Source organism: Pseudoalteromonas sp. 3D05, assembly GCF_002723455.1.
Lineage (GTDB): Bacteria > Pseudomonadota > Gammaproteobacteria > Enterobacterales > Alteromonadaceae > Pseudoalteromonas.
Genome location: NZ_PDUS01000014.1, coordinates 58,897 through 77,276 on the forward strand (window position 1 = coordinate 58,897; position 18,380 = coordinate 77,276).

The 18,380-nt window shown below is 40.5% G+C and carries 11 protein-coding genes; 2 read left to right on the forward strand and 9 right to left on the reverse strand.

What is annotated here, in order from left to right:
• Positions 1–459: 459 nt before the first annotated feature.
• The 5 genes from CSC79_RS14160 to CSC79_RS14185 form a co-directional block, all read right to left on the reverse strand.
• The gene (locus CSC79_RS14160; protein WP_099296415.1) at positions 460–2,217 is read right to left on the reverse strand and encodes a HEAT repeat domain-containing protein; all 1,758 of its coding nucleotides are present in this window, start codon (positions 2,215–2,217) and stop codon (positions 460–462) included.
• Positions 2,218–2,235: 18 nt separating this feature from the next.
• Entirely contained in the window at positions 2,236–4,104 is a 1,869-nt protein-coding gene (locus CSC79_RS14165; protein WP_099296416.1) for a hypothetical protein, read from the reverse strand.
• A gap of 888 nt (positions 4,105–4,992) precedes the next feature.
• Complete coding sequence (locus CSC79_RS14170) at positions 4,993–6,075, reverse strand: DUF4785 domain-containing protein (protein ID WP_099296417.1); 1,083 nt, start codon at positions 6,073–6,075, stop codon at positions 4,993–4,995.
• A gap of 9 nt (positions 6,076–6,084) precedes the next feature.
• On the reverse strand, positions 6,085–6,927 hold the full coding sequence (locus CSC79_RS14175) for a hypothetical protein (protein WP_237114029.1): 843 nt from the start codon (positions 6,925–6,927) through the stop codon (positions 6,085–6,087).
• Between the two features lie 272 nt (positions 6,928–7,199).
• Positions 7,200–8,135 (reverse strand): LytTR family DNA-binding domain-containing protein, encoded by a 936-nt coding sequence (locus CSC79_RS14185; protein ID WP_099296420.1) that lies wholly within the window; start codon positions 8,133–8,135, stop codon positions 7,200–7,202.
• 104 nt (positions 8,136–8,239) lie between these two features.
• Between CSC79_RS14185 and CSC79_RS14190 the strand changes: the two genes are divergently transcribed.
• Positions 8,240–10,291: a TonB-dependent receptor plug domain-containing protein gene (locus CSC79_RS14190; RefSeq protein WP_099296421.1), complete on the forward strand. Its 2,052-nt coding sequence runs from the start codon at positions 8,240–8,242 to the stop codon at positions 10,289–10,291.
• Between the two features lie 389 nt (positions 10,292–10,680).
• A complete protein-coding gene (locus CSC79_RS14195) occupies positions 10,681–11,628 on the forward strand; it encodes a hypothetical protein (RefSeq protein ID WP_099296422.1) in 948 nt (315 codons plus the stop codon).
• A gap of 351 nt (positions 11,629–11,979) precedes the next feature.
• Here CSC79_RS14195 and CSC79_RS14200 read toward each other — a convergent pair whose 3' ends face one another.
• The 4 genes from CSC79_RS14200 to gcvH form a co-directional block, all read right to left on the reverse strand.
• Entirely contained in the window at positions 11,980–12,954 is a 975-nt protein-coding gene (locus tag CSC79_RS14200; protein WP_099296423.1) for a transposase, read from the reverse strand.
• A gap of 388 nt (positions 12,955–13,342) precedes the next feature.
• Positions 13,343–14,029 carry an ion transporter gene (locus CSC79_RS14210; RefSeq protein ID WP_099296425.1) on the reverse strand — a complete coding sequence of 229 codons (687 nt, stop codon included), beginning with the start codon at positions 14,027–14,029 and terminating at the stop codon, positions 13,343–13,345.
• A gap of 847 nt (positions 14,030–14,876) precedes the next feature.
• Positions 14,877–17,768, reverse strand: a complete 2,892-nt coding sequence (gene gcvP / locus CSC79_RS14215; RefSeq protein ID WP_099296426.1) for an aminomethyl-transferring glycine dehydrogenase — start codon at positions 17,766–17,768, stop codon at positions 14,877–14,879.
• A 176-nt stretch (positions 17,769–17,944) separates the two neighbouring features.
• Positions 17,945–18,334, reverse strand: a complete 390-nt coding sequence (gene gcvH, locus CSC79_RS14220) for a glycine cleavage system protein GcvH (protein WP_099296427.1) — start codon at positions 18,332–18,334, stop codon at positions 17,945–17,947.
• Positions 18,335–18,380 lie beyond the last annotated feature (46 nt).

Below are 18,380 nucleotides of genomic sequence, written 5' to 3' on the forward strand. Positions count from 1 at the left end.
AGTAATTTGGTCTATTCGCATTAGCCCACAAGCCAATTAAGAATGGTTAATTTACAATCATATAGTAAAAAATCACGCGAGTCTGTACCCGTGTGATAGCTTTTAGAGACCACTCAATCACATTTAAAAACCTAAATTTATAGTATGTGCATATCAAGCAGGTGGGTTAACAACCATTAAAAACATCGTTTTGCTTAAAGAGCACTATTATAGAGCTGTTCACTTTTTCAATAAGAAAAGTAACTTGTAATTTCACCTCATTAAAATATGCCTTTCTAATTCTAAGTAAAATTATCGGTATGTGGTATGTAGGATGCTTAAGAAGCAGGTAGCGTTGAAAGTCGCCGCTGAAGATAGATTTATTATTCAGGGTTCTGGTTACTTTATATAAAAAAGCACGATAAATGGGTGAGCATTTAGCGTGCTTTTAGATATTGCTTTAAAATAACCCTTTACTTGTTAAGAACCGTATAGAGCTTTCATCAATTGGCGTAGATTTTTTTGGTTCTTCTCCGTCTTGATCAATGCTTTTAAACGTTTTTTTACTTTGGGTTGCGATTTTGCTTGTTGGCTTAACGCCGATATCGCAGCGCTTCGAATGTCTCTAGAATAATTAGAGTCAGCAAAGGCATAAATACTAGCGACTTGTTCGGCATCTAACTCATTGTTACCCATTGCCTTTATAATCGCGCCTTGTGCTTTACTATCGGTTTCCTGTTCTAGTTGATTACTCAGGTAATTCAAACTTTCTCTACTTGGCATTTTTGCCAGGGCTTCTGCCGCATTTAAGCGCAACCTTGGGCTATCAACAGTGAGATAGTCTCCAATAAGTTGTTGATGAGCATTATCCCCACTATTACCTAAAGCGGTAATTAAGGCTGATGCTTTCTCTTGCGTTGCACTGGTGCTCAATGTATCTGCTAATTTTTGGGTTAACTGAGTTGAAAACTCACTGCCCCGCTGGTTTTTTGCAATGGCCCCCATAACCATTAAAGCACTATGAGCCAACTTTGAGTTTTCTTCATTGAGACCATATGACATGGAATACTCAAAAATAGCCTCTACCTGTATGTCCGTTAATGGCTTTTCACTGTATTTTAGTGCCATTAAACTTCGAAAACGCTGATTAGGAGAAAACAAATCTTGCTCAACAAATACCTCTGTCAGTAACTGCTTAGAATTAACTGAATCATGTTTACCTAAATACATAAACAATTTACTTTCTAACGGATCAGCAATTGCTTTTGTTGAAATAAGCGCTTTTAAACTTCCCAAGTATTGATCATTGTTATAAAGAAATTGCAGTAACTCCTTTCGATCACCCTCAAGCCAATCCATACCTTTTAAAGTAGTTATAAACGCTTCAACATTTTTTAAAGGTTGAGGCGGCGCTTTAGGATAAACCCAATCAGCGCTCAAATATTTCCATTGTTTAGGGTCTTCAGGTAAATGCAGTAACCTAGCATCATCCGGTATAGATTGTTTTTTGCGGACTAAGCTAAGCGTTTGCATTACCTCAATCACCATATTGTCATCGCTACTGTTGACTTTAATATGACTATTTCCGAGGGTACTTGTTAGCCAGCATTTATCATTTTCAAAGGTAAACTCATCTCTAATAATGTTAGCCGTGTCTAGTTGCATTAGATTTTTGGCAGCATTAGTGCTTCGCCTAGTGTCAGTAGGTTCTATATAACTAAGTTTATTTCGCATTAGTTTATTGTCAGCTAAAACCGTGTAGAGTGATTTATATTGACCAATGTCATCACGCTCTTTAACCCAGTACGTGTCACCCTGTAAATTTTCAGGTTGCTTAGCACGGTGAAAGGCGCGATATAAAGCGATCAACTTTTGTTGATCGGCTTTTTTTAATTTAGCATTGAATCGATAATCTAGAATTTCCCCCGTGCTATTGCTGATTTTCACAGCAAATGGCACAGAGTATTCATTGCTTGTACTCAATATTTTATTTAGCTTTGCTGTGGCTTGGTACAACTCAAACCCCAACCAATAGGATTTCTCTTCAACCAACAATGGTCGATAAATTAACCGCCCGTGCAAGTCAAACTGACTTTTAGCAGGGCTGTTCATCGAAGTGATATTAGTATCAGCTTTTGATTGAAGTTCAGCCCAAACAGTGCAACGCGGCACTGCATAAGCGGCTGAAACATAACCTAATAGAGTGCAAATTAATAAACTTATTTTAATTAAACGCATCACACTTTGGCCTTTTTACTAATAATTTAAGGTTGCTGATTCTTCTAGAATTGTCCAGCTTTTGTCATACAAGGTGCCTGTATCGTAGATAGTTTGAGTTTTTGTTTTGGTTTTAATTTTACAGCACCACTTATATTTAGGGTACTTAACATAAACATAAAACTCACCAGAAATTGCTTCAATATCATTCGTTACATCAATCCCTAAAGTTATTTTAGAATCAGTAATTGCTTTAGCTAAATCCGCATAAAGTGTGGCATTGAATGTATCTGCAATAATCAAGAAATCGATACCAACACCGCCGCTTGCAACGCCCAAATTGATTTCAGCACTGGCGTAAGCATCCATGCTGGCAGAGACAATATCTCCCCCTAAGTCAATACGGCTATTACCATAGGCTAAACCAATCCCTAAATCTAAGCTTCCGCTAACACCCGCCTCAACAGTAACCGGAACAATAACAATGGTGAACGTTGTTTCCACTACTTTTTGCTCTTCGCTCCAACTGTATCCTAAAGATTTATCTAACGCCGTTAACGTATCGCCCTCGTCAATCAAAGTATCACCAAGCACACTAAAACTTGCCGCATACGTTATTTCACCATCGCTTACATTCGCGCTTGCTTCGGCACTGGCGCTCACTAAGCTCGCTGATTTATCAAATAGGTAAAGATCGAGATCGGCTTCTACTAACGCCTCTGCTGAACCACCATTACTAGACGTAACATTCATATAACTATAAAAAGAAGGGCTGATTGCCACTGCATCACTGTCACCATAAGTGCCACTCCAACTCCCAACTTTGGCCAACGATGTTGCCGCTGAAGCGTTAGTCTGTGAAGCTGGCGCTGAAGTGAGTGTTGTTTTTTTACTGCTTAACTCTGCCGATTCTGCTGTTTTAACTTCGTCATGGTAAAGCACATAAGGAACTTCAACGGTAATATTGTTATTTTCTTTATCATCTTCAATTTCAGCCGAGTCATCCTGAAAAGTAAATGTCATGCTGAAACTATTTTTGTCACTTTCGCGATCAAAGTTATCGTGTATCGCTTTAAGCAGTTCACCATTTACAGCAACATCCCAAGGAAAGTAATGAGATTGCTCGTGATCAGGAAATACGATTTTCATTGTATCCCCATAAGCTTGCTCAAGTTCATTCCATAAATGAGCATCATAAGTATTATCGCCGATGGTTATCGTTGCACTGATGTCAGCCTCTTTGACGGAATCGCCAAATTTTTTGGCATTAACAAAACCGATTAAATCAGGTACTTTATGCGTTGGTTGACCACCACCGCTGGTATCTCTTTTACCAGGACCTGGAAAAATAGCAAAGCCGTCTCCAACTTTAACTTTTTGTAAAACAAAATCATGGTATCGACCATCTTTGATGGCAATCGAGCTGTAAGTTGTTTCGTCGCCTGATTCAATCCCGCGCGATTTATTATCTGTCACATCAGCTTCATTTGATATTACACCGCTGGTGTCAACAAAAGCGGCAATAACAAACTCACCGGTACTGAGGTCTTCGTTTGGAAGGATCAGTTTTGCACTATGATTTTGCTCCCCTTCTTGTAACTGCTCAATATAAAACTCACCCAAATCATAACCATCTGGCTCTTCTTCAGTTTCAAGCTCACTCACTTTGCTTCTTTCAATTAAAATAAAAGAAACACCGACATGCTCATTCGTTAATAATGTTGTTTCTGTACTGAAATCTACAGTAATTTCTTGCCCTGGTTGGTAAACCTCATTGTCTACAGAGCTCATAGATTTCAAAGCGACATTAGCAACAACTTCTTGTTCGGTGGGTTCATTATCCGAACACCCAACTATTAAAGTTAGAGATAAAGCCAACACAGCGCTAACCCTTTTGGACTGATTCATATTGCGATTCCTAAGTTATTGATTGTCATTTTGAGAACTACTTATTAATTAACAAAACCCATGCTTTTATTTAAATTCTGATAGATTCATTTTCAATGGCGGTTAAGCTTAAACACAACTTAATTTATGGCTGAATTTAGGCCGTTTATTTATCATTAAAAATATCTCTACTTTGGTCTTTGATAAGTAAATAACAGCGCGTACTTTCACTTATTTGTTTAGTCAGAGTGGGCTCACCAGCTAAACTTTTTAGTGTAAATTTGCTATTACTTGGACCAGTAACCATCAATTATGTACCTTGAACCCAACAAGCACTTTATGTGTAACGACACCACACAATAAGTACGTAAATTTAACTACCTAGGAATATAGCAAAACATACAGAGTTTAATTTTAAACGCCGTGATTTATACCTAGATAGTACTTTTAGGGTACAAAAAACACATATTTCAAAGGCTATATCACAATAATGGATGAATTATGGAGGGATAAAAAATAAACCAATTTAATCAACGTTAGATGTCAGAAACTAACAAAAATGTTTAAGTTTCATACAGATTAAACTTTTCCTTATTATAGGATTGTTGCCATCCAATTGAGCCACTCTAGTAAGAAAGTAAGGGCTAGCAAAGAGGTCACCGATAAAATTTTTAAAGAGAAACAGAGAAGTTGCGTGCTAGGAATAATAAAAAATAAGAGCTCAGGGTAAACCCACAACCAACAGTTCGGCGATAAAGCGCCTCCTAAAACTCATAACTTGCAAACTAGTGCGTGCCATACCTGATAGCTGACGGCTCATAGCTCAAATGCGCGCCTGACCTTTTCGAATTTCAGGCGCGCACATTTACTTCAAGTTTATATAGCTTCAACCTGCTTTACTTTTTCCCTTTATTCTCCCGCAAACTTTAACATTCGCGTTTGATCGGTAAGCTCAATATCAACCAGCTTGAACGGGCCTTTGGCAGCTTTAGCTATCGCGAAAGGCATCGTGAAATTATCATTACTATCAATTTGTTTTGCTACTTCAACCGTTGCCAGTTTTATACGCTCACCTTTATCTCCTTTGCCAGTTAACGTAGCACGAATAGCGTAGCGACCTGAGTCAGTCACTTGCACAGGCACTTTAGCTTGGTACTTATTATTACCAAGCGCTGTTACTTTAGCTTTATCCATACTGATGGTTTGTGAGCTGTGTACAAACGGCATTTTTATAGAACGTTTTACCGTTTGACCCTGTACTTTAGTATCTACACTTGCCTCAAGCTCATAGTAGCCACTTGCAGCACCTAAGGTTTCTAGGGGGTAATTAAATACGGCTTCACCATTTTCGTAACGTACATCAAGCTTTTCGCCATCAGGGCTTGAAAGTGTGAGCTTCACATCACTATCTTTAAACCGCTTTTTACCCATACTCAGCTGCATTGCGACACGTTGTTGCTGATTTTTTACTTTAAACTGCGATTTAGCATGCAAAGAATTGCTCGAACCTTTTTCAATCACATGCAGCAAGTAGGTGTCTTTGTCGTTAAGCGCTTGGCTTGTTCTTAACATTGCTTTGCCATTTACCTGACCAAGCTTTAGCCCAACGCTGCCATCGCGAAACCCTGCATTTTTCATTTTCTCTTGTGCAACCATGGCTTGCATTGGCATTTGCCTAAAATTGTCATCACGCACCGACAGCTTATCAAGCTGTAAGCCATGGGGCTTAAATACTTCACCGCTATCAAAACGCGCTTTTGGCGCAATACGAATAAAGTTATCTGCTTGGTTTACAAATACCGGCACGCCGCGCTTAAGCTCTTTGCCCGAAACCTTCTGCCAATACTCAACACTGTCTTTTTCAAGCGTTTGTAGCTGAGCGTTCGATGCTGGTTGAACTTGAGGAAACTGATAAACCGTTTGCTCATTCGCTTGGGCTGCTGTGCTTACAAGTACCATTACAGCTGCGAGTGTGGTTAATTTATTAATCATAACGGGCTCCTAAATTCGATTTTTAAGCATGTTTGGCAAGCCAAAACAATTACGTCGACTTTGCTGATGACTCAAAGGTTCACCACCTTGGGTTCGTGATTTATCAATAAACCACACTTCACCAGCTAACGACTGAGAACTGCAATTTAAAAAGCCATCTGAGCAGCTATCTAACCAGTTTTGCGTCACTTCAAGGCCTACTTGATTTTGGTAACCGCCGCAATAGCTGTCGCTATCCCATACAGCTGACTCAACATCACTCCCCACCACAGCTTCGAATCGAGACGGTAAACTTGGACGATTCGGTGTGCCATACAACCACTGCGCGTTATACGATGCCATCCAAGACACTTGTTGTTGCTTTACCGCATCGCTGCCATAACCCAATAACCAACCCAAGCTTTGCTCAAAAGAATTACCCGCAACAACCGCATCAGCCAAAGGTGTTCCACCACTTGAAGGAGCAAGCGCAATGGTGTGCGTGACTTTACTAATGATATTTGGATAACGGCTATCAAACGTTGGGTTAGATAAAATCCAACGCACCACATTGCCGCCATTAGAATGAGTGATCAGGGTTAAATCAGTGATGTTTTTATTATTGATAAATGTAGTGAGCTGCCCAGCTAAACAGCCAGACGCCGCATCTGCCCACATATACTGATCAAAGTCACAATTAATGACCGTGTAATTACTACTGTTTGGTAAACCTTGGCGAACTGTATTAACAAAGCTGCCCGTCCAATAATCATTGTATGCATCGGTTTGTTCGCCTGTACCATGAACAAATGCAACCCCTTCTTCGGCAAATGCGCCGTGGCTTAAGCCAGCTACGAGTGTTAGAGCAGGCATTAATAAGCATGTTTTTATTTTCATGTGTATTCCTGTTGATTATAGTTATCAGGTTAGAGGTGTGACCTCCGATCAGAAAATAGACTACACAGGGTCAAACGCAAGTTTTAATTTACATTTATTTAACTTTTGTGCGTTTTTTAAGTACAACTTATTAGATTTTTATATTAATCGGCATGGGTTAATGGTGAGCTTTAAAGTGCGCAGCAGTGATAAACTTAAAATTAGATGGCAAAGAATAGAGAAACTCATTAGTGCTTCTTTCGCTTGTGTTACTTTTTAAGCCAAGACTTAACCTTACTCATGTGTGTGCGACTCACTGGCACACAGGTTTGGTTTGACATTTTCAATGCTCCTTCTCGGTTCTTTTTTTCTAATGAGTGAATATGGGCTGTATTAACCCAATAGCTTCTGTGAGTTTGTCCAACTGCAAGCTCTGGCGACAGTGAACTAATATCGTCTATGGCATCTTTGAGATTGTATAAAATTAAATGACTTCCAGACTCAAGCACAACATTTAAATAATGTAACTCAGCTTTTAGGTATATAAGCTCTGAAATAGCGTTGATGTTTGCCAATTGCAAAAATTGTTGCGCACGGCCTTGAGTCTCTTCATTTGTTGAAAGTTCAACGGCATTGTTACTGACTGTCTCAGAGGTCAGTGGTTGTGTTAATGCCCCACCAGTGTCACCGTAGCTACCTTGCTGTGAACACACCCTCTCAGTTTGCTTGGTCTTGGAGGCCATATTTGGCGTGTTTGGTTGTTGAATTTCAGGTACTTGTTTATGGGTGGACTCAATTTTAAATCCGAGGACCCAAGGCAAATTAATCGCAATCCATGATATCAGCGCGGGGGGAACCATATTTTGCCACTCTTCGATTAAAGCACCCACGCTGTAAGCTGTTTCTTGCTCTATATACACATCAAAAAGTAGTGAGATCGGCACATAAAGTGTCGCCGCAATTAATGCGCTAACAATCAGCTTAACAAAGTTATTTTGTTTACTAAGCACACCTCTCATTAATGTATGTGTGGCGATAAAAAAACCTAACGCTAAAAAAACCTGTCCTTGCCAAACAATAAAATTTAACCAAAAAGGCAGTATATTGTCGTCATCTGAGACGCTTAAAATACACGCTAAAACAAAGCCAACACACAGAAAATAGCGCCATGGGCTTATCGCACCAATCTGAAACTGCCCATTCATACAATAAACTGCCCATTCATACAAAAATCAATATGTTAATTAAACCAGAAATCATTTAAGGCGTAAATTATTGTTATTAAATAACGCATACAAAGGACGCAAAAATGACATTTACTAAATCATCAATCGCAGTATTAGTGAGCATAATATGTACACACGCTTGGGCTCAAACAGACAACAGTCAAAGCGAGATTGAAAGCATTACCGTGGTGGCTCCTCAACCAGACGGCATTAAAATTAGTTCGAACAAATTAGTAACGCTACCCGGTACGGGCAACGATCCACTCAAAGGTTTAGAAGCACTCCCTGGTGTTGTTTTAGCAACCCCGAATACTGGTGGCCCAGTAGCACAACCGGCTATTCGTGGCAGCTCCACTAACGACAACCTTTATCTAACAGATGGATTAGAGATGGGGTATATTTTTCACAACGATGGTTTGAGTATTTATAACCCACTGCTTATTGAAAGCTTTGAGTTAAAAACAGGCGCTTGGGCAAGCAACTATGCCAATGCAAATGGCGGGGTCATATTAACGCAATTAAGAGATCCAAGCCCTGACACACCAACCAATGTAATTGATTTAAGCTTTTTTCGCAGTGGCTTTTTATATGAACAAGCGATTTCGCCAGATGCCGCGTTCTACGTTTCATTTAGAGAGAGTTTAGTGCACACCTACGTTGATAACTTTATCGAAGACGAGGACTTTTCATTTTCAGTGCCACCGCGTAACCGGGATTACCAAGCAAAACTAATTTGGGATATAGATAACAATAATGTGTTACGTGCAACCGCCAGTGGCGCAAAAGATTACATTGAAATTGAATTTGATGCAGACGGCCGCGACATTGGTAAAAACCCTGATTTGGCTTCTGGCCAGCGATACCAAAGTTATTTTCATAGCCAAGCAATCAGTTGGCAATACACTGGTGACAACCTCGAGTCAATCAGCAGTGTCAATGTGTTAACACAAAACCAACAAGAGCGAGAAGGTGACATTTTTCGCTGGGATGCTGATATCACAAAAATAATTGTAAAATCAGATAACCAATATATTGCTGATTCATTCACCCTCGATTTTGGTATTCAACTCAAACAAAGTGATATTGATTACCTAAGCAGTGGTCGGTTATTGCCATGCAACACAGAATTTGAAGTGTGCCCACCCAGCTATTTTAGCCCCACATTTTCGCAGCAAGGCTCACTTACGGTAAGAGATTATCATGCCTATGCATCACTTATGGGGGACATTTCGCCTCGCTGGGATTACAACATTGGTTTGGCGTACCTCGCAACGGATAGCAATTCACAACGTTATTTAGAGCCTCGCGCACGTATAGGCTTTGATGTGACCGATAAGCATAAACTCAACATTAGCTACGGTGTACACCACGCACTGGTTGATGACTACCAATATTTGATTCCTCAATATGGCGAATCCACACTTGAAGCCAGTGAATCGACTCATTACACGTTGAGCCTAGATTCAAACCTTGGTCAAGGACTCGGGTTAAAAACAGAACTATTTTACAAAGAGCTAGATAACTTAATCGTTGCGAACCCTGATGCACAAAAGCGACGTTTAACACAGCATGTGGCTGGCGAGCCAACATTTGATGATGTCGCCAGTGGTGAATCGTACGGTATAGAGCTGCTGCTAAATAAGCAGTTATCAGAGGATTGGTATGGCTGGGCAAGCATTGCCTACAGTAAAACAGAGCGCGACAACCCATTAACCAATCAGCAATTTAACTCTGAGTTTGATTTACCTTGGGTTGCAAACCTCGTGCTGGATTATAAATGGAACGAAAATTGGCAAATTGGCGCGAAATGGCGTTTTCAAAGCGGGCGACGTTATACACAAGTGCAATCAGCTACTCCCTATACTGAAATTAATAATCAACCACTCTTTTATATACCTCAATACGGCGAGTTTAATGCTGAGCAATGGGGGAACTATCACAGGCTTGATCTTCGCGCAGACTATCAAACCCAAGTATTTGGTCTCGAATCGACTATTTATATCGAAGTGCTTAACGTTTACGGCTCAAAAACGGTGCAAGAACTTGAGTACAACATAGATTACAGTGATTTTGAAAAAGACTATCAATTTCCTGATATGCCGCTGCCTTCAATCGGGATTACGTTAAACTTTTAAGCACATACAATGAAGGCCGGTTAGTAATAAACCGGCCCTTTCAAACATGAGGGTTCACTCAATCAAACAACCCCAAGAGCAACATCATTGTGGTCATTTGAGATCTATAGGGTCTGAGATCTAATGGGTGCCCCCTTTGGTTGGACCCCTTTGGTTGCACCAATCAACGTCATTACTGGATGCATAGTCATATTTAAATTGAGTTTAAAAAATAAGAGCACTTGGTTTTTGAATTAAAAGATCAAGCAAACACAGTTACCTGCTTGACCGGAACTTTCTAATGGGTGACCCCTATGATTTACTACATCAATAAATTTACTTAGTTGTCATACAACCCTCCCATGTGTATATTATTTAACCAATCCAATGATTATTTTCAAGGAAGACTAATGAAAAATTTCTCGTTTGCAATCTTAGCTAGCTTAACCGTCACAGCTTGTTCATCTTTTGATATTTATGATAATAATGGAGAGTCTGTAAAAGGAATTCCATATTACGTAAAAAAAGGTGCAGTCAAACAAACAACTGCTTACTCAAGATCTTGGTTAGAAGTGACTATTGAGTATTCAAAAATAAAAGCCGATGGAAAAGCACTTACAGGTAGTAAAAATAGTGCCAAATTCGATATAAAAATGGGAAGTTACGATTCAATAGAGTTACTAAGCGCTTTTGCTGAAGCACAAAAGCAAGTTGATAGTGGTTTCGCTACAGCATTCGGAATATTTAAGACAGAACTAGATAAAGGGTGTTCAACTTCAGCCATAAACTGTTCAATTTCGCCATCAGATAAGTCAGATGATCTTAGTTCTAAAACTCGAACACCTTTAAATGTTCATCAAGAATTTATTAGTAATAAGGCTGCTTATGAATCGATAGTTGATTACAGCAAAGTATATTACTTCAACACTATTGTACCACCTTTCGGTACAACCACAGGTAGTGTTACATTAGCAGCTGATGGAACACTTACAACTGGAACTAGTACTGTAGATACTACAAAATTAGCTGAAGTAATTCCATTAAACGAGATATTACTCAAGAAATTTAAGTTAGGGGATTATTTACCAGCCTTAACCAATACAAATAAATCTAACACCAAACCAAAGTCACCAATTCCAACACCAATATTGACTATTTCAATCAGCAAAAAGAGCTATCAATACAACTTAACTAAACACTTACCCTATAATTCAGGCTTGAATCTTGTACCATTAGATTTCAATTCATCAAATATTTCAATTGCAGTAGTGACGAGTAATTCAAGCTCAAGTAAACCTGCTGAAAACACTAATGCCATAAAGCTAAACGGAACAATCGAACTACCTAAACCAAAATAAAGCCTTGCACCAGATATTCATTTAGCCAACACCGATTGCGAAGCTGCTTTTCAATCCCTTTGGCTTCAAAAGCAGCCAAAAATAAAGCCCGTTCCGACTTTATTGAAAACAACAAAAAGCCTCGCGAGTGTGAGGCTTTGGATTTAATTGGTGACACTACTCTATTACAGAAAGACGTAAACTTCCGAACAGCTCATTACCTCGTAAAACATCAATACATTTATCCTGTTTTCGTAACAACTCCAGAAAACCTTCTTCCATTACTCTAATAGCAACAGTTCAACTCTGAGCTTTTCTTGAATTAAACCGTTATCAGGAATACATTCAGATTGACTATTTAAAAGGAAAGGGTCAAATCTTGACTTCAGATATCAAACAATCTCGTAGCTTTTCCAATTGTAATTCAACCATATTATCTTCAATCATTAATACATTTAATCTACCGACAGTTTTTGATATAGCCGAATAGTGTTTAACATTAAATATATCTGCTAACGCCTGCAAATTTAATCCCGTTAAATCTTGGCATAATTTAATAGCAAACCAACGGGGTAAATTTTTCTCTTTTCGCCCCTTTTTAACAATTACTATATCATCTACCTCAACACCAAAGTATTGAGCTATGTAGGAGATTACATCATCTGCTGAGTACTTTTTAACAACAAGCTTACTTTCACTATTTGGTGATGCGATATGGTCTTTTATGTTTTCAATAAAGTCCTCACAGCCCAGAACCGACAATAACTTTTTAGCATTATAAAAAGCGCTTATTTCTTCACTGTTTTCAAACTCCACAAACTGCTTATAAGCTGCATATTTATGCTTTTTGCCTTGCAGCGAAAATATAAAATCTCGAACAAGCCATTTAGGCACCGCTACCCTTTTAATAAAAGCGGAATAGCTAGACCATTGATACTTAGCAAGGTCATCTACCATCGGGGTGCTCGTTTCAATTGGATTACGATGAATATACCGACTAACATGCAACAAGTAGTTATCAGCATCCACCAAAACCGCTTTATATCGCCCTCTAAACAGCGCACCGTCTGTGTTATGTGTTCGATTAAAGTATTGAGTATAAAGGCCATTAATATGCTTCATGCCTCGACCTAAATTAGCGTCGGGGGTTTTGATGAGTAGGTGGTAGTGATTGCTCATTAAACAATATGAATGCACTTCAATATTAAAGCGAAGGCTTGCTTGCTCAATGCAATATAAAAAATACTTAAAGTCGTCATCACTCAAAAAGGTATTTTCACGCCCTCTTCCACGATTCATCACATGATAAAACGCATTCTCATATTCTATTCGCAGCGGCCTAGACATAGTAATCTATTCAATAAGTAGTAAATTATAAATTTAGCCCACCAATGTCCGAAGTCAAGATTTGACCCCTTTAGTTTTACACCAATGTCCGAATGCGGAGGGTCAGGTCTTGCGTCTTGCCAAGACCAAACACCAATCTCACGTTTAACACTCTCCCCCGTCATCACGCACTGAAAATAAGCAATTGATGAGTAAATCATTTCATGGATGAAATGAAAGCCGTGACTTCGCCATGGATGGCGATTACACGGCGCTTACGTTCACATTAATTGTGTTTTGAAGGAAATTGCGTGATGCTCGGGTGCGCTGGGAGAGTCCAGAGAGGGGTCAGCGGCAGCCCCTCTTTGGCTGCGGTCGCCAGCGCGACAAAACCTTGAATAAGGTTATACTAGTTCGATTCTGACTGCCTTCTCGCGGCCGAAAGTGCAGACGCAACAATACCTGTTGGAACCGCAACTAGACCTAATCCAATCATTAAAATAATGAAAGTAAAAAAGCGTCCACCTATTGTTATAGGGTAGATATCACCATATCCGACTGTAGTTAATGTAGCAACTGACCACCAAAGACTATCAAAAATAGATTTAAATACTTCTGGTTGAGCTACATGCTCAAAATGATAGATGCCCACCGCAGAAAGGTAGAGCAAGATCAAACTCAAACCTGTAAAAATAGCCAACTCCTCTTTAGCTAAAAATAGAGCTTTGCTAAAGCGTTGTAATGCTGAGTTATATCGTGCAACTTTTAATACTCTAATCAAACGCAATAAGCGGATTAGCCTAAAGCTGCGTAAATCAATAGCAAAAGCTAAATAGAAAGGCAGGATAGCGATTAAATCGACAAGACCATAAAAACTGAAAATAAACCTTAGGCGCTTCGGGGATAATAAAATGCGTATGAAGTATTCGCAGGTAAAAATTACTACAACGACTATTTCTGAATATTTTAAAAACAGTCTTGTATCGGCGCTTAGATTAGGTAGTGTTTCCAAAGAAAAACAAAAAACAGAGTACAATATTAATATCGTTATAATCCAAACAAATATAGGCCTATCTAAAAAGATTTTATTGTCCATTAAACCGAAACTTCCTTATTTTTATTTTATATTAGAGTCAATAATTTACATCTCATAGTCAAGAAAAATTAACTATGAAATCTGTGTAAGTTTAAATATGCTTTGTCACTAGCTTTAATATGCCAAGACCAAGTACCAATCTCACGTTTAACACCCTCCCCCCGTCATCACGCCCTGAAAATAAGCAATTGATGAGTAATACGCGCATGGATGCGCGATAAGGAGAAACTAGGCCATGGGTGACGAGTGACCGAAACGAAGTTTCGCAGCGCGAGGAAGTGGAAGCATGGATGCTGACAGGAACCCAGCGTCAGGGATGAATTGCTTGCAGCAGAATCAATTTGAAAACCGATCGCCCCTTGGTTGCCGCCAGCAAGCTAAACCTTGAATAAGGTTTCTAATGTAGGTCGCGGATTTATCCCGATACAAGTTAGCAGTAAAAACCACCAGCCAAGGTAATAAAACTTTTTGGGCTTAAGCCCAACCAACAAATCACACGCGCCAGCAAGCTTAGCACCTACGGTGGTTAACTCTAACATTGGTGTAAACCATTCGTGGCTAAAGCCGACTCCTACAACAATATTTAACCTCGGTGCAACGGACCGCCTCTGTGATCTCTGTGGTGCAATTCACTTACCGCCCTAAAGAGCGACCTACAAACAATACATATTTACGTGCTTGGGAGATGGTAATGATATTGGAGAATCGTTGGGTTTCGTTGCACTCAACCCAACCTACGTTCATATAATTTATGACTTATCACCATGCACAAAAAAGCCGTTGCATTGCTGCAACGGCTTTTAAATTTTACAAATTCCCAACTTTTAAATGGAAATTCTAAAAATTATTAATCGCGGTATGTCTCTACCGCTGGGCATGAGCAAACTAGGTTACGGTCGCCGTATACGTCATCGATACGCGTTACTGTAGGCCAGAACTTGTCTTTTGCTACGCTCGGTACTGGGAATGCTGCGTAGAAGCGGTCGTATGCTCTGTCCCACTCATTACCTAGTACGTCAGCTTGTGTATGCGGTGCAAACACTAGCGGGTTGTTTTCGATAGACCATTCGCCTGACGTTACTTTTTCGATTTCGCCTTTGATTGACACCATCGCTTCGATGAAACGGTCGATCTCAACTTTAGACTCAGACTCAGTTGGCTCAACCATTAATGTGCCCGCTACTGGGAACGACATAGTTGGTGAGTGGAAACCGTAATCTTGTAAGCGCTTAGCCACGTCCATTTCAGTAATGCCTGACGCTTCTTTAAGTGGGCGCAAGTCAACAATACATTCGTGAGCAACACGGTTGTTGCGACCACGGTATAAAATTGGGAAGTGCTGGCTTAACTCGTGCGTTAAGTAGTTGGCATTCACAATCGCCATTTCAGTGGCTTGTTTAAGGCCTTCGCTACCCATCATGGCAATATAAGCCCATGAGATTGGTAGAATAGCTGCTGAGCCGTATGGTGCTGCTGATACCGCGCCGTTGCCTTCATTAGTGCCAGGTACGTTAATTACGCTGTGGTTAGGCATAAATGGCGCAAGGTGTGATTTAACACCGATTGGACCAACACCTGGGCCACCGCCACCGTGTGGAATACAGAACGTTTTATGCAGGTTTAAGTGCGATACGTCTGAGCCGATAGAACCCGGGCTAGTTACACCTACTTGGGCGTTCATGTTCGCGCCGTCCATGTAAACTTGGCCGCCGTGCTCGTGCACGATGTCGCAAATTTCGCGGATTGTTTCTTCGTATACACCGTGCGTAGACGGGTATGTGATCATGATGCATGATAGGTTTTCTGATACTTCTTCAGCTTTCGCTTTAAGGTCAGCCATATCAACGTTACCGTTTTTGTCACAATCAACAACTACGATTTTCATGCTCGCCATTTGTGCTGATGCCGGGTTAGTACCGTGCGCTGAACTTGGGATCAAACAAATGTTACGGTGTGCATCGCCACGTGACTCGTGGTATTTACGAATTGCGATTAAGCCTGCGTATTCACCTTGTGCGCCAGAGTTTGGCTGTAGTGATACGGCGTCGTAACCGGTAATGTTAACCAACCAATCATGTAGTTCGTTAATCATGATTTGGTAACCTTCTGCTTGGTCTAGCGGGCAGAATGGGTGAAGGTTAGCAAACTCAGGCCACGTGATTGGGATCATCTCAGCTGTCGCGTTTAGTTTCATCGTACATGAACCTAACGAAATCATTGAGTGGTTAAGCGCTAAATCTTTGTTTTCAAGACGCTTGATATAACGCAGCATCTCAGTTTCGCTGTGGTACGAGTTGAAGTTCGGGTGCGTTAGCACTTCGTCATCACGTACTAGGCTTGCAGGAATAGACTCGCTACCGTTTGCTTCAATGTCAGCGGCAATTGCATCAACACTTAAACCATGGCCTTCGCCTAATACGATGTCGAATAGTTCAGCTACATCTGCGCGGGTTGTGGTTTCTGATACTGCAATTGAGTATTCGCCGTCATGGTTAGTTGCAAAGTTAACGCCATTTGCAATTGCACGTGCTACTACGTCGTCTTTGTTGTCGCTAACTACAGTTAGGGTATCAAACCATGTGCTGTGCTTCAGGTTTACGCCTTTAGCTTGTAGGCCAGCAGCTAAAATATCAGCAAAGCGATGAATACGCTGTGCGATTGTTTTTAAGCCTTGTGGGCCATGGTACACCGCGTAAAACGCTGCCATATTGGCAAGTAATACTTGCGCTGTACAAATGTTTGAGTTGGCTTTGTCGCGGCGAATGTGTTGCTCGCGCGTTTGCATTGCCATACGTAATGCGTCGTTACCTAAACGGTCTTTAGATACACCAATGATACGACCTGGTAATGAGCGCTTGTACGAATCACGTGTTGCAAAGAATGCAGCGTGAGGACCACCGTAACCCATTGGTACACCAAAGCGCTGAGCAGAACCAAGTACGACGTCTGCGCCTAGTTTGCCCGGTGCTTTTAATAGTAATAAGCTCATGATGTCGGCTGCAACACAGGCAATCGCTTTTTTGCTTTGTACGCCAGCAATTAAATCAGTGATGTCGACCACTTCACCTGATGTTGACGGGTATTGGAATAACGCACCAAAAATCTCGTGATTCACTGCATCAGCCGCAGGACCTACAACAACTTCAAAACCAAATTGGTCAGCACGTGTTGCAACTACGTCAATTGTTTGTGTGTGTACGTCATCTGCAATAAAGAAAATATTCGCTTTTTTAGCTTTAGATACACGCTTTGCAAGGCCCATTGCCTCTGCAGCAGCGGTTGATTCATCAAGTAATGATGCACTTGCTAAATCAAGACCTGTAAGGTCTAAGGTCATAGTTTGGAAGTTTAGTAATGACTCTAAACGCCCTTGAGCAATCTCTGGTTGGTATGGAGTGTACGCTGTGTACCAGCCTGGGTTCTCAAGTACGTTACGTAAAATTACGTGTGGTACATGAGTTGGGTGGTAGCCTTGACCAATATAAGATTTGAACACTTTATTTTTGCTGGCTACTGATTTTAAGTAGCTTAGTGTTTCAACTTCAGTGCGGCTTTCGCCGATTGTTAGGCCTTCTTCTAAGCGGATGCTTGCAGGTACAGTTTGACCGATCAGCTCTTCAACACTCGATACTCCAAGAGCACTTAGCATATCGCTTACTTGTGCTGGGCTTGGCCCAATATGGCGGCGAATAAAATCTTGCGTTTGCTCTAATTGTTCAAGAGATTTGGCGTTTGACATTTGTCCAGATTCCTATGATCCAAAAAATAAATGGTTATCACTAATGGGTAACTAGCAATAACTTAAAAGCTTTTTGATTTAGTGACTTACAATGTATGGAAAGGTAAGCGGTAAAATCATAAAAGCCCCGTTAGTACTGTGTATGACGGGGCTTTTAGTACGGCGAAAACTAATGATTAGTCTTCGTCGATAGTGTTTGCATAGCCTTCAGCGTCAAGCAAGTTTTCAAGCTCAGACTCATCAGATGCTTTAATGCGGAATAACCAACCGTCGCCGTAAGCGTCGTTGTTTACAGTTTCTGGTGCATCTTCAAGATCTTCATTGATTGCAATGATTTCGCCACCGATTGGTGCGTAGATGTCTGATGCTGCTTTAACAGACTCTGCAACTGCACAATCTTCGCCAGCGTCTACTTCGTCGCCTACTTCTGGTAATTCAACAAATACCATGTCGCCAAGAAGCTCTTGTGCATGCTCAGAAATACCTACAGTGAAAGTACCGTCACCTTCGTTGCGAACCCACTCGTGTGAAGAGGCATACTTTAACTCGCTAGGGATATTGCTCATGTGTTTGTTCCTTTGGTTCTATATTGGGTGATAACACCAAATTTTA

Excerpts from the sequence above, each read along its gene's own strand:
- CSC79_RS14160 (WP_099296415.1), bottom strand. The coding sequence starts at position 2,217 with ATGCGTTTAATTAAAATAAGTTTATTAATTTGCACTCTATTAGGTTAT.
- CSC79_RS14165 (WP_099296416.1), bottom strand. The coding sequence starts at position 4,104 with ATGAATCAGTCCAAAAGGGTTAGCGCTGTGTTGGCTTTATCTCTAACT.
- CSC79_RS14170 (WP_099296417.1), bottom strand. The coding sequence starts at position 6,075 with ATGATTAATAAATTAACCACACTCGCAGCTGTAATGGTACTTGTAAGC.
- CSC79_RS14175 (WP_237114029.1), bottom strand. The coding sequence starts at position 6,927 with ATGCCTGCTCTAACACTCGTAGCTGGCTTAAGCCACGGCGCATTTGCC.
- CSC79_RS14185 (WP_099296420.1), bottom strand. The coding sequence starts at position 8,135 with ATGAATGGGCAGTTTCAGATTGGTGCGATAAGCCCATGGCGCTATTTT.
- CSC79_RS14190 (WP_099296421.1), top strand. The coding sequence starts at position 8,240 with ATGACATTTACTAAATCATCAATCGCAGTATTAGTGAGCATAATATGT.
- CSC79_RS14195 (WP_099296422.1), top strand. The coding sequence starts at position 10,681 with ATGAAAAATTTCTCGTTTGCAATCTTAGCTAGCTTAACCGTCACAGCT.
- CSC79_RS14200 (WP_099296423.1), bottom strand. The coding sequence starts at position 12,954 with ATGTCTAGGCCGCTGCGAATAGAATATGAGAATGCGTTTTATCATGTG.
- CSC79_RS14210 (WP_099296425.1), bottom strand. The coding sequence starts at position 14,029 with ATGGACAATAAAATCTTTTTAGATAGGCCTATATTTGTTTGGATTATA.
- gcvP (WP_099296426.1), bottom strand. The coding sequence starts at position 17,768 with ATGTCAAACGCCAAATCTCTTGAACAATTAGAGCAAACGCAAGATTTT.
- gcvH (WP_099296427.1), bottom strand. The coding sequence starts at position 18,334 with ATGAGCAATATCCCTAGCGAGTTAAAGTATGCCTCTTCACACGAGTGG.